11 protein-coding genes are annotated in these 12,734 nt (G+C 53.1%); 7 read left to right on the top strand and 4 right to left on the bottom strand.

Annotation, left to right across the window (positions count from 1 at the left end):
- Positions 1-4: 4 nt before the first annotated feature.
- Positions 5-1,234, bottom strand: coding sequence for an N-acetylglucosamine-6-phosphate deacetylase (locus ACR3ZL_RS20750; RefSeq protein ID WP_473651188.1), 1,230 nt, complete (start codon positions 1,232-1,234; stop codon positions 5-7).
- A 566-nt stretch (positions 1,235-1,800) separates the two neighbouring features.
- On the opposite strand from ACR3ZL_RS20750, the gene ACR3ZL_RS20745 reads away from it, so the two are divergent.
- Together ACR3ZL_RS20745 and ACR3ZL_RS20740 are read left to right on the top strand one after the other, a co-directional pair.
- Positions 1,801-4,356, top strand: a complete 2,556-nt coding sequence (locus ACR3ZL_RS20745) for an alpha/beta hydrolase-fold protein (RefSeq protein WP_473651189.1) — start codon at positions 1,801-1,803, stop codon at positions 4,354-4,356.
- 178 nt (positions 4,357-4,534) lie between these two features.
- On the top strand, positions 4,535-5,404 hold the full coding sequence (locus ACR3ZL_RS20740; protein ID WP_473651190.1) for an MYG1 family protein: 870 nt from the start codon (positions 4,535-4,537) through the stop codon (positions 5,402-5,404).
- A gap of 25 nt (positions 5,405-5,429) precedes the next feature.
- Here the strand turns inward: ACR3ZL_RS20740 and ACR3ZL_RS20735 are convergent, their stop codons facing one another.
- On the bottom strand, positions 5,430-5,981 hold the full coding sequence (locus tag ACR3ZL_RS20735) for an REP-associated tyrosine transposase (protein WP_473651191.1): 552 nt from the start codon (positions 5,979-5,981) through the stop codon (positions 5,430-5,432).
- A 157-nt stretch (positions 5,982-6,138) separates the two neighbouring features.
- Positions 6,139-6,864, bottom strand: coding sequence for an FkbM family methyltransferase (locus ACR3ZL_RS20730; RefSeq protein ID WP_473651192.1), 726 nt, complete (start codon positions 6,862-6,864; stop codon positions 6,139-6,141).
- Positions 6,865-7,196: 332 nt separating this feature from the next.
- On the opposite strand from ACR3ZL_RS20730, the gene ACR3ZL_RS20725 reads away from it, so the two are divergent.
- The 5 genes from ACR3ZL_RS20725 (at position 7,197) to ACR3ZL_RS20705 (ending at position 11,869) form a co-directional block, all read left to right on the top strand.
- Positions 7,197-8,438, top strand: a complete 1,242-nt coding sequence (locus ACR3ZL_RS20725; RefSeq protein WP_486172928.1) for a PQQ-binding-like beta-propeller repeat protein — start codon at positions 7,197-7,199, stop codon at positions 8,436-8,438.
- Between the two features lie 245 nt (positions 8,439-8,683).
- Positions 8,684-9,022, top strand: coding sequence for a CsbD family protein (locus ACR3ZL_RS20720; RefSeq protein WP_473651194.1), 339 nt, complete (start codon positions 8,684-8,686; stop codon positions 9,020-9,022).
- A 121-nt stretch (positions 9,023-9,143) separates the two neighbouring features.
- Entirely contained in the window at positions 9,144-9,722 is a 579-nt protein-coding gene (locus tag ACR3ZL_RS20715; RefSeq protein WP_473651195.1) for a PRC-barrel domain-containing protein, read from the top strand.
- A 291-nt stretch (positions 9,723-10,013) separates the two neighbouring features.
- Positions 10,014-10,526, top strand: coding sequence for a carboxymuconolactone decarboxylase family protein (locus tag ACR3ZL_RS20710; protein ID WP_473651196.1), 513 nt, complete (start codon positions 10,014-10,016; stop codon positions 10,524-10,526).
- On the top strand, positions 10,523-11,869 hold the full coding sequence (locus ACR3ZL_RS20705; protein ID WP_473651197.1) for a dihydrolipoyl dehydrogenase family protein: 1,347 nt from the start codon (positions 10,523-10,525) through the stop codon (positions 11,867-11,869). The genes ACR3ZL_RS20710 and ACR3ZL_RS20705 overlap by 4 nt, the downstream gene beginning before the upstream one ends.
- A gap of 282 nt (positions 11,870-12,151) precedes the next feature.
- On the opposite strand, the gene ACR3ZL_RS20700 is transcribed toward ACR3ZL_RS20705, so the two are convergent.
- Positions 12,152-12,733: a DUF1990 domain-containing protein gene (locus ACR3ZL_RS20700; protein WP_473651198.1), complete on the bottom strand. Its 582-nt coding sequence runs from the start codon at positions 12,731-12,733 to the stop codon at positions 12,152-12,154.
- Position 12,734: the final 1 nt, after the last annotated feature.

The following is a 12,734-nucleotide window of genomic DNA, read 5'->3' as shown; positions in this document are numbered from 1 at the left end:
ATCGTCATGACGGGATTGGCGCCGCAGCAGAGCAGCGTTTGCCGTTGATGTAGACCTGTTTTACTTTTAACGATTTGCTTAACAGGACGATGTCGGCTTGCTTGCCCTTGGATAAACTTCCGACTTCTTTGTCGATGCCTGTTCGTTCGGCAGGCGTCAATGTTGCCATGCGAATGGCTTCGTGAAGCGGAACGGCCCCCTGTTTGTGCATCGTTCGAATCATGTGGTCCATGCCCATTACGGCGCTGGCCAGTGAGCCCTGCGAGTCTTTCGAACCAAGGGACGCCCAACCGACTTTGCCATCGCTCGTGAACCAGGAACCGTCGGATCGAGGGCCGAATCGGTATCGGCCTGGTGGCATATCCAACGCGCGATTGCAATCGGTTACCAGGCACAATCGCTCGCTACCCTTCATTCGCCAAGCAGAGTTCAGCAATTCAGGCGACAGGTGCATTCCATCGGCGATCACCTCAGTGCTCATTTCGGGATTGGACAAAACGTACTCCAACATACTGCCTTGCATCGGAACACCCAGTCGCTTGCGAACTGACGACACGCTACTCATCGCACACCAAAAATGATCGACGTGCCGCATACCGTTCGCAAATCCAGCATCCATTTCATTCCAACTCGCATTGGAATGCCCACAGGTCACCAAGCAGCCAAGTTTTGTCGCATAGCGATAGAAGGCACCGGCGCCTGGGAGTTCCGCAGCGCAGGTCGCCACTCGCACAATGCCCGTTCTGAAATAACTGCGAAACTCGGCTGCCTTAGGGACACGACAAACCGACTGGTTATGACAGCCTACTTTGTCTTTGGCAAAGTAGGGACCGTAAAGGTGCACGCCGCCGATTTTGCTACCCGAATCGACACACCATTCATCGCGAACCTCGCTGCACGCAGCCAGCATTGCGTGAATCTGATCATCCGTCCCCGTACTGGTTGTCGGAAAGCACGTCGTCGTTCCGTGCGCAGCATGAGACTGACATACGGTGGTGACCGCTTCTTTGGTGCCATCCATTACATCGGCGCCACCACCACCATGAATGTGAATGTCAATGAAGCCGGGGCAGATGAATCCGCCTTTCGCATCAATGATCTCCGCTGACGCGGGAATACGAGAGCGGGCCGTACCGACGTAGGAGATGTGATCATCACGGCAAACGACTAACGCGTCGTGAAGTAACCGGTCTGGCAGAACCACGGTACCATTGATGATGCAAAGATTGGGCAAGAGTGATGCTTCCTAGGAAGGTGGGCGATGTCGTAGCGACGAGTATACCCTTGCGATGACAGCATGGTCGCCACGATTTTGCCTTCCAAGTTTCGATCAGACTTAATAAAAAGCTTGAGCTTCGGTGGCGTTAATGAATAGACAAACGCTCAGTGGATTCGCAATCCAAAATCAAATGGACCGAAGCGGAGGGCGTCGAATCTGTATTTTCATAAGACTCTCCAAGATCGAGCAGCGATATGCGCCCCTTTTCTAGCGGCCGCGACGCCCAGAGTTGCACCGCACACCTCTGAGTTGGGTTTTGGTTAAGATACCGGGGTTCCTTACCGGTTCTCAATTCTGAAGTAGCGTAAAAACGTCGACGAATTCACGACGTCTCTCCCCCGACGTCAGCTCGGATTCCTGGCCGCGTCAAAAGGCTCTGCTTCCGGTCACCGGTCACCATCGGTGCGGTGACCTGTGTCGTGATACCTCCCCCTTCCATCCCCAGGCGACAACTTTCGATGATACGAACTTTGCATTTGCTTCTACTTAACTCCTTCGCTTGGGGTGCATTCATCCTTCTAATGGGATTCTCCCAACGCTGTTCAGCTCAGGAATCTGTCGCCGGAAAGAGTGATCGCGAGGTGCGAAGGGGTGTTCCCGTTGGCAAGCTAACTAAAGGCGTGTTTGAGCAGAGCAAGCTGTTTCCTGGTACGCGACGAGATTTCCAGGTTTATGTGCCGGCGCAATACAGCCCCGATCAGCCGGCCAACTTGATGGTGTTCATGGATGGCATGAACTATGCCAAACCCAATGGTTCGTTTCGTGTTCCCATTGTCTTTGACAATCTAATCCATCAGAAGCAGATGCCGGTCACGGTGGCCGTGTTCGTGAATCCCGGTACGATTCCTGCAACGCAAAAAGACGCCGCGAATCGAAGCAACCGTTCGTTTGAATACGATTCGCTAGGTGACCGATACGCAAACTTTCTCGTTGACGAGTTCTTACCGGTGGCACTTGAGGGAATCAACGTTTCCGACGAACCGGCCGACCGCGCCGTGTGCGGGATCTCGTCAGGCGGCATTTGTGCTTTCACGGTCGCTTGGGAGAAACCGGGACAATTCGGCAAGGTTCTCAGTCATATCGGCAGCTTCACCAACATCCGTGGCGGTTGGGCGTATCCCGGCTTGGTTCGTAAAACGAAAGAGAGCCCGAAACCGATCAAGGTTTATTTGCAAGAAGGTAAAGACGATCTCAGTAACCTGCATGGCAATTGGCCACTAGGAAATCGCTCGCTCGCCGCGGCTCTTCAGTATGCAGGTTATACCTACAAACTGGTGATGACCGATGGCGGTCATAGTGGCAAGTGGGGCGGCCTGGAATTGCCAAGTGCATTGCGTTGGTTGTGGGATGATAACGCCGAGTCGACTAATCTCCCTTCCACAGCAACCAAGCCGGCATGGGAGCCGCACCCGGATGCTGTTGCACGTGATGATGTGCCTCACGGAACTGTCGAGGTCATGAAGCCTTGGGAATCCAAGATATTCCACGACACGATTCGTGACTGGGCTATTTATGTTCCCGCTCAATACGACAAAACCACGCCCGCCGCGTTGATGGTTTTCCAAGATGGTGAGCGATTACGGGACGTGAAGGGACGCTGGCGAATTCCAATCGTGTTTGACAATCTAATCGCACGCGGCGATATGCCGCCTACGATTGCTGTTTTCTTGAATCCCGGCCATCACAAGTCGAAGCCACGCAAAGGTAACAAGTCGTCCAACCGTAGCTACGAATACGACAGCTTGGGGGACCGCTATGCGAACTTCCTGCTCAGTGAAATTCTTCCGGAAGTGGAGGCTCGCTACAACATTTCCAAAGATCCCCAGATGCGTGCGATCGGTGGATCCAGCTCCGGGGCAATCTGTGCTTTCACGGTCGCTTGGGAACGAACCGATCAATTCCAAAAGGTTTACTCCAGCGTGGGTAGCTTCACAAATCTACGTGGCGGTGATGCCTACGCGGGACTGGTTCGCAAGACGGAGCCGAAACCTATCCGTGTCTACATGGCTGATACGAGCGGCGATATCGATAACGCGTTCGGAAGCTGGCCGATCGCGAACCAACAAATGGCATCGTCGCTGAACTACATGGGCTATGACGCCCGCTTCGACTGGGCTGAAGGCTATATGCACAATGCCGATTTCGGTAGTTCTCGTTTTCCTGACGCGATGAAGTGGTTGTGGCGTCACCAACCTCACGTTCCAAAGATCGATACAAGCGACGACCTTCGCGGTGATCTCACCTTGTTGAATCTATTGGTGCCGGGCGAGTCATGGGAGGTTGTGGCCCGAGACCTTGGCTTTGCGGATGCTCCATGCAGCGACGAGGAAGGCAACTTCTTCTTTTGTGACATGAGAGCACCGGCGGTTTACCGCATCGACGCGATCAGCGGCGAGAAATCGGTGATTGCGAAGGAAGCCGTTAGCGGTTTGGAGTTCGGTCCGGATGGTCTGCTATACGCCTGCCAAGGAAGTCAACAACGTGTGATCAACATTGACGTCACCAATGGCGATGTGAAGGTCGTTGCTTCTGATGTCCAACCCAACGACATGGCGATCTCTCGAGATGGCTTCATCTTTATCACCGAGACAAAAGCGAAGCAGGTTACAAGAATCGATATCAAGACGGGAAAAGTCTCCGTCGTTGACACGGGGATCACGCGTCCTAACGGCATTGCGCTGTCCAATGATGGCGGAACGCTTGCCGTTTCGGATCACGGTGGTCCGTACACGTGGACCTTCCGCGTCAACGCGGGTGGCGAATTGGATGCCAAGCTACCAACCATGCCCATGCGTCTTCCGATCGACTCAAAGGGTGAGTTCAGTTTCAACGAACCACCCCCTTACAACTCCGTTTCCCGCGGCGATGGGATGAATGTCGATAAAGCGGGCCGGTACTATGTCACCAGCGACCTTGGTGTCCAAATATTTGATCCCACCGGACGTCCGTGCGGCTTGCTTCCCAAACCTGACAAGTCCAAACCGCTAACCAGTTGTGCGTTAGCTGGCAAAAATCTTGACATCCTCTTCATCACTAACGGTTCAGCGGTCTACCAGCGGCAACTGAAGATTCCGTAGTGCAGTACAGCCGTCTCGAATAGGCTGGGACTAAACAGCAGGGGTAAGCGGAAAGCGTCATTCCTAGCCATTTCAACTCTGTATGGAGTGTGCCATAGGTTCCAGCGAACCTATTTGCGGTTATGTTTTTGTGCTGAATGATTTCAAATCCAAATCCCAATCTGAATACCGGCACTCCATGACCGTGCAGCTGATCGTGACCCATCCGGGCGGAGCCCATAAGGATGATTTTCTTGCCTGTAGTCTGCTGGCGCACATGCATGGGGTTCCGATCCGGCGTCGCGAGCCAACGGAAGATGACTTAGCCAACCCAGCAATTTGCGTTGTAGACGTCGGTGGTGTTCACGATGCTGAATTCAACAATTATGACCATCATCAATTCCCACGTGATGCGCCGCCGCTTTGTGCCTTATCGCTGGTGCTGCAAAGCATGGGGCTTTACGAAGACGCGTTGTCGTTTTGTGCTTGGCTCCGTCCCGCGGAATGGCTCGATTCTTTAGGCCCCAACGAAGCCGCTCGCTTGATGGGAATTCCTCGTACGGCCTTAGGGGCTCTGAACTCGCCGGTTGACATCACCTTGCTGAACCGGTTTGCAAACCAAACCGAACTCGATCCTAGTAGTGCGATCTATCAAGTCATGTGCATGGTGGGCGAAGACATTGTTAGCTACTTGAAGACGCTTCGCAAACGACTGGATTATCTAAAAACGCATGGCCAGTACTGGATGATCGAAACTGACGGCGAGCCTATTCAGGCTCTGTTTTTGGAGAAGGACAACACGATTTCCGATGACCCTTCGTTCGGAGTTTACGCGTTCATCGAGAGCGAAGGGAAGGAGAATGAGGTCCATGCGATGGTCTATCCCGATCGCCGTGGAAATGGTTATGGATTGTCGCGTTACAACGACAGTCAGCGATTGGACTTCTCGCAGATCGAATCAAACGACGAAGTATTGTTCGCACACAAACGCGGCTTCGTTGCCAAGGTCTCTGCCACCGATCCGGCGCGTCTGAAAGAACTCTTGAGACTCGCTGTAGTGAAAAGCTAAAGTAGGGTGCGTGCTAGCACGCACCCTACCCAAACTTTTTGAATTCGTCGCCAAACCAATCGGATCCGTCTCCCCATCCAGGTTGGTAGTAGCCTTCGGCGAGCCAGCGGTGGAAACTAGACCAAGGCCAATCGATCACCCGTTTAACGCAGCGGTGTTTAACCGGGTTGACGTGAATATAGTCAGCACAACGATGAAAGTCTTTCTCGTCTCGAACGAAGTGTTCGTAGAACCGCCGCTGCCAAATACTGTGTTCGGAACGGCTCGTGCGACTTGCGGAAAGATTTTGCTGGGTGTTCCGTGTTTGTGCCAGTCGCCGTGTGAACAACGTTTTGAACTGACGAATGCGGACGGAATAATCCGAGTCCTTCTCCGGCAGTTGCATTAAAAAATGGAAGTGGTCCGGCAACAGTACGATCGCCGGGATCTCGAATGGTCGCCGATGTTTCACATCGATCATCGATTCGCGGAGAAATTGTCGGGCTACCTGTTCGGCGAACAGTGGTTTTCGTTCGTGCGTGACGATCGTAAAGAAGAATATCCCGCCGGCGACCCGCCATCTCCGGTACTCGCTCATTGACCGCCCCCATCTAAGTAGAGTGCGTGCTAGCACGCACGACCTCAAATCAAAACCTGTTCGTCTTTCAATACTTGAACATACACAATTTGCTGTCGTGGGCGTATCGTCAGTTGTTTTGATTTCGTAGGGTGCGTGCTAGCACGCACCCTACCGCCTACCGCCAGCAAAGAAGTTGGGTCAATACAGCGTTCGCCTCCTGACGCCAATCATCGAGAGATTCTGGTAGCGCGTGTTCGCTGTACCGAGGTTCTTTTTCGATGGTGAACCCAGCGTCGGCTAGCATCGTTTCGATGACGACTAGCGAGTTCACATCCAGACTCGCGTCCGTTTCATGCACCTCGACATAGAGGGCTTCCACTCGATCCAGACAATGAGCGATTTCACTCAACACGCGTTGTTCCGCACCTTCGATGTCAAGCTTTAGAAAGCTAACGTCTCGGTCGGCGATGTAGGGTGAAAGTCGCGTGCAGCGAACGCTTGTTTGCGAACTGCCGTCCCGATCGGCCCACGCCGCTTCCAATGAATTTCCACGAGCGTCGGCCGTGGGCGATAGATCGCCATAGAACTCGACCGTGCCGTCGCAGTCCGACACTGCCGCATGGACACATTGAATGCCAGCGATATCGTTCCGATCGATGTTCATTTGCAAAATCTTGCTTGCAAACGGATCAGGTTCGAAGCAGATAATCTCAGCTTGAGGCCAGCGAGACTTCCATTCCAACGCCGAGACACCGATGTTGGCCCCGCAGTCCACGATCAGCGGTCGGTCTCCCTTAGGCGTAAAGAACGACGGGAACTCGTCGATCTGTCGAACCATGGATTCGGCGGCGCCCTGATTGTTGTGAAACAAATCAAAACCGCGGAACTTCATACTTTTCATCCGGATTCAATTCGCTCTAAAAGGGAGTCGGTGCTAACGGTTTTGGCTGGAGTCACACCGATTAAAGTGACTCTCAACCGGCGTTTTCTAAACGGAACCAGAATGCGTGGCAACTGGGGCGACGATGGAGCGTTTAGGCAACCTGTCGCCAGCAACCCATTAAACAAAGTATTCGATCGGAACCGGCAGTTGATAGTGCGACCGACTGCTACGAAAACGTGGCGTTTGATGGGACGCCTCACCTTGTCGTCCGCTGCAAGCCCATGTGTGATCGAATTGCGCTATGATAGGGATCTGACTATCCATTTCGTTTGTTCCGGACGAGACACAACATGCGTTCATTCAACCTGCGGGTTCTTGGCACCGTCGTCATCACTTGGGCATGCTGCTCGTTCGCTTTAGCTGATTGGCCCCAGTTTCTTGGTCAGAATCGTGATGGCACGTCGGTTGAGACCGGTTTGTTGGATGCCTTTCCTGACAACGGTCCGCGAGTTGTCTGGCGAGCGCCTGCTGGAGTAGGAATGTCCGCCGTTACGATTGCGGATTCTCTGGCAATCACAACGTGCAATAAAGCAGGCAAGCAAATGCTTGTGGCCTTGGATGCGAAAACCGGCAAACTCGTTTGGGAGACCGCTTTGGCTCGGCAGTACAACAACGGCCAGGGCGATGGTCCGCGAGCAACCGCGGCGGTAGCCGCCGGTAAGGTGTATGCATTCACAGGCGATGGGATCTTGGCGGCTGTGAATCTGAAAACGGGCGAACTGTCGTGGCAGACCGATACACTTGAGCAATGCGGAGCCAGTGAATCCGAATATGGGATGTCGTCTTCGCCGCTAGTGGTCAACGATTTAGTCATCGTGCACGTGGGTGGACGAGGCACTGCGGTGGCCGCATTTAACGCGGAAGATGGGCATCTCCAATGGTCCTCCGGCAACGGTCCGGCGGGATATTCATCGCCAGTGTTGTTGGAAGTTGCGGGCGCAGAACAAATCGTCAGTGTGACGGGGAACGAAGTGTTGGGCATCAAACCTAGAGACGGTACCGTATTGTGGAGTTATCCCTTCAAGACACCCTACGCGTGCAACACCGCCAATCCGGTTGTGGTTAGTGGAGACGTCTTTGTCTCCGCAGGCGAAAATCATGGTTGCGTTTTGATTGATGTCGAGCAATCTGGTGGCAAGTACGTTGCAAACGAACGGTGGGAAAGTGTCTACACCAAAAGCGTGATGCGTAACGAGTGGCAAACGTCCGTGCGAGCAGGCAGCTTTCTTTACGGGTTCGATAACGTTGGAGCGGCCGGTCCGACTACGCACTTAACCTGCATTGAAGCGACCACCGGCGAACTTGTCTGGCGAAAGACTCGATTCGGTAAGGGCAATCTCGTTTTGGCGGACGGTAAGCTCTGGATTACTACGATGACAGGGGAGCTGATCTTGGTAAAAGCCACGCCAGACGGATATCAAGAATTAGGCCGCACTAAGCTATTTGGCAAAACACGCCAATCGCTATCGATCGCGGACGGATTGGGGTACATCCGCGATGATCAAGAAGTGCTGTGCATCGAACTACGTTAGCCAAGTGACGCTCGCTCCCGACTGATACGCCAGTTGGTAATCGTTCTAACGCTGTAACCGGAAGTTCGCTGGAACGGTTGCCGAAATGCATCGGCGTCGGCAGTAGCCGAGAAATGCGTGGGTGATGCCAATCATCCGTCGTCTTATCGCTGAGGTGGACGAATAGCGTTCACCTGACCCGAGAGCGACCAGCTATTTGGTCCGTCAAGTTGGCTGTCTTCTATTCGAGCCAACAATTGCGGTTGATGCTGCAAACAAAACGGCGTTTTGGCTCACATCCGTGTTACTCGCGGCTCGGTCGTCGATCTTCGGTCCGCGACTTGCTCGGTGATTGGTTCTGGATACAGAACCCTTCCTTACTAGATACGTGGAGCGAACAAGTGAATTGGGATCAAATTCAAGGCAAGTGGAAACAGGTCAAAGGGCAAGCCCAGCAAAAGTGGGGCGATTTGACCGACGATGACCTCGACGTCGTCGATGGCAAACGAGAAGAACTCGTCGGCAAAGTTCAAGAGCGTTATGGCATCGCTAAAGAAGAAGCCGAAAAGCAAGTTCAGGACTTTCAAAGTTCATGCAATTGCTAACCCGTTCAACTTAGCAAACACGAGAAAAATTCGGCTAGCCGGAACGGTGGCAGGGCCGATCGAGTCAGCAGAAAATGTTGGCAAATCCATTTCACCAATTCCCCCATTTTGGAGAGAAACCATGAAACGTCTATTTAAAACTTTACTCGCAACCACGGCCATCGCCTGCCTTACGCTCAGTTCCGTGAATGCGCAGGACGATGTCACTCAGGATCGAGTTAACGCTCGGAGCCGAGGTGCTGACGCTGGCAAGCTGGATTCGAAGACCCAGGGTGCGAACATCCGCGTCAGCCAGTTGATGGGATTCAATATCCAAAACTCGGCCGGCGAGAGCGTCGGTGAGATTCATGATATCGTGATGGATTCACGGACCGGTAAGGTCAATTACGTCGCCGTCACGTATGGCGGATTCCTTGGGTTGGGCGATAAGTTGTTTGCCGTTCCGTTTGACGCACTCAAGGTTCAGGTGGATCCCGACGAAGTTGGTGACGATGACATCGATTCAGACGACTATGTATTGGTCTTAGATGTCACTCAAGAACAACTTGAAGGCCAACAAGGTTTTGATGACGACAACTGGCCCAATATGGCCGACCGAAAGTGGCGTGCCGACCTCGACAAGCGGTACGGTGTCCAACGCAGAATGGATGCTCAAAATAGACCAAGCCGGGCTAACCGCGATCGTGTTAATCAGCAATAGCCCCTGCTGACAGGAGGCCGCACGGCAACCGCTGTGCGGCCTGTGTCAGGCTAAATCACGCGGGACAGCGCCGTTCCATGAAGTGCTGTCCAAAACGCGTGATGCTTGAGTTGCTGAATCATGCCGAATTTCGCTACCTGCGAAGCCCGTGTTCTGCAGCACTTCAGGCGCTCCTTCCGGATCGTAAATGTGCAACCAAGGTTTCAGGAAGGACCAACACGAGACGAAGTCTCGATCACGCCGGGACCCCAGACGGTCCCTGATTGCATCACCATATATAGGAATAACAGCATGCCCTACGCAAAACCTTTAACTATCGACGAAGCCCCCGAAGATTCGAAGCCGTTGCTTAAAGCGATCGAGGAAAAGTTTGGTAGGTCGCTGAACCTCTTCAGTACTCTCGCTCATCAACCGGACGTGCTGGGTGGCGTCACGCAGATCAACGATGGTTTGGAGAACGATTTACCGGCCAAGTATCGCGAACTCGCCTATTACAAGGCATCGCAACTCAACGAGTGCGACTATTGTTCGCACTATCATCGTCAAGCTGCGAAGAAGGCAGGATTGAGCGATGAGCAACTCGATTCGATGAGTGCGGATGCGACTGACTTGTTTGACGAGAAAGAGCGGAGTGTCCTGAAATACGCGGAGCAACTGACGAATCAGGCTAACGTGGATTCAGGAACGGTTGAGGACGTCAAGGCATTTCTCGACGATCGCCAATTGGTCACGCTCGCCGCTGCTGTCGCGTTGGCAAACTTCACCAACCGCGTCAATCACGGGCTAGGCATCGAATTGCCATGAGCAATCGATCTTTTGATCTAATCGTATTGGGGACTGGGCCCTCCGGTGGCACGGTGGCTTCGAATGCTGCCCAAGCAGGCCATCGTGTCGCGATCATCGAATCGCGAGAATTTGGTGGGACCTGCGCATTGCGTGGTTGTAATCCCAAAAAGGTTTATACCAACGCAGGCGCATTGGTTGATCGTGTTCGCCGATCAACAGGACAGCTTGTTGCCGAGGGTAGTGTTTCGATTGATTGGCGAAGCTTGAATGCCTTTAAGAATGAGTTTACGCAGCCAGTCGCTGAGAAAAGCCGGGAATCTTTCGAGGACGACGGTATCGCAACTCTACTCGGCAAGGCCCGGTTTACGGGACCGACTCAGCTTGAAATCAATGGTGAAACGCTCACCGGAAAGCGGATCTGCGTTGCCACCGGTGGAAAGCCCGCTCCGCTCTCTATCGAAGGTGCCGAATTCGTTACTCGCAGTGATGCATTCCTTGACCTGGAGTGCGTTCCCGACCGGGTTGTGTTTGTTGGCGGTGGTTATATCTCAATGGAGTTCGCACACGTCGTTGCGAGAAGTGGGAGGCAAGTGACGGTGGTGCAAAGCGAAGATCGGGTGTTGACCGGCTTCGACCCGGATCTAGTCGAGATTCTGACGCAGTACTCTCGGGACTGTGGTATTGAGTTTTGCCTGGGTAAGGAAGTGAAGGCAGTTGAGAGAAACGATGGCTTAACGGTAATGCTTGATGACGACTCCAAAATTGGCTGTGATCTAGTTGTCCACGGTGCGGGTCGAGTTCCAAATCTGGACGATCTGCAACTCGATGCCGCTAACATCGAGAAGACACAGAAGGGAGTTCGTGTTAATCGGTTTATGCAAAGTGTCAGCAACGAAGCGGTCTTTGCAACTGGCGATTGTGCTGATAGTGGGATGCCACGACTCACACCCGTCGCAAACGAGGAAGCCCGCATTGTTGCCAAAAACCTATTCGCTAAGCGGCCTGAGCGAACGCCTGACTACGGTGATGTTCCAAAAGTGGTGTTCACTACGCCATGCTTGGCATCGGTCGGAATGTCTGAAATAGAAGCAAGCGAATCCGGGCGGCGCATCGACGTGCGGTTTGACGATACTTCGACATGGGGCAGCGTTCGCAAGACGGGCAAAACGGTAGCTGGCTATAAGGTTATCGTCGACTCGGAAAACGACGCCATTCTTGGCGCACATCTGCTTGGACCCGCAGCCGAAGAGACTATCAACCTATTTGCATTAGCGATGAAGCATGGCCTGACCGCGACGGATATGAAATCGACCCTCTTCGCGTTTCCGACATTCGCCTCAGACGTTCGCCGTATGGTTTGATGGTAGAGACGGTGCAGTAAGACTGCTAATGATTGCGGCGCTGTACCTGAGTCTGACGTGACGGACGAGACAACAAGTCCGAATCACTTGAATTTTGTGGACTCGATACGTTCATTTAACTCGGTTGGTTGTTCCGTTCGCTTCAAGCAGATTATAGGCGAGACGTAGTCACCGTCGCCGTGTATACCTTATGAATTCTTGGTGGAGCCTTTTATAAAGATGCAGGCGGTCGACTGTGTTTTAATTGCGTCAAACTCGTGGGCTTTCTATCACGAGTTCTACTTAGGTTGAGTCCTGGATTTCTCGACGTAGTGCAGCGATTGACTGGCGGCGAAACTGATTGAAACGATGCCGCAAGTAAGGCCAGGCAACTCTTACAGATAGGGAATTGGCACGGAAAAACGCAGTGATGCGGTAAGTGACAATGCCGTCAGCGTTGCAAACGATCTCGAAACGTTCTTCGCCTTGTTCGGGGTGTCCAGGGAGCGTACCGAACGAGTACCCAAAGCGTTTTTCAGTTACTTCATCTTTGTCGACGACATCAATGATACGGCAGGCTGCTAACGCCCAGATTCCAAAGATGTGAGCGCGGATGGCAATCGTGTTGCCTTCGCTGATTGGTGTCGTCGTCGGCATTGCAGTTGCCCAACCAACGTCAACATGTTTCCAAGATCGCAAGGCATTCTTCGCTACTTGGAAATCGTTCACACCACGACCAATTACTTCCTCAACGCGGTTGTGATCATAGCCGCTCGGTAACTCGCGGGCAGTCGAGCCGACGTCGGGATACGTTAAGTCCAGAGTTGCTTGTCGACTAAGAAAAGATACAATTTCATCAGCGTTGGGTTTCGTGAGCGATAGCATG

The organism is Rhodopirellula sp. J20-39 (assembly GCF_057365095.1).
The sequence above is the reverse complement of the archived record's forward strand: the minus strand, read 5'-3'. Positions and strand labels throughout refer to the sequence as shown.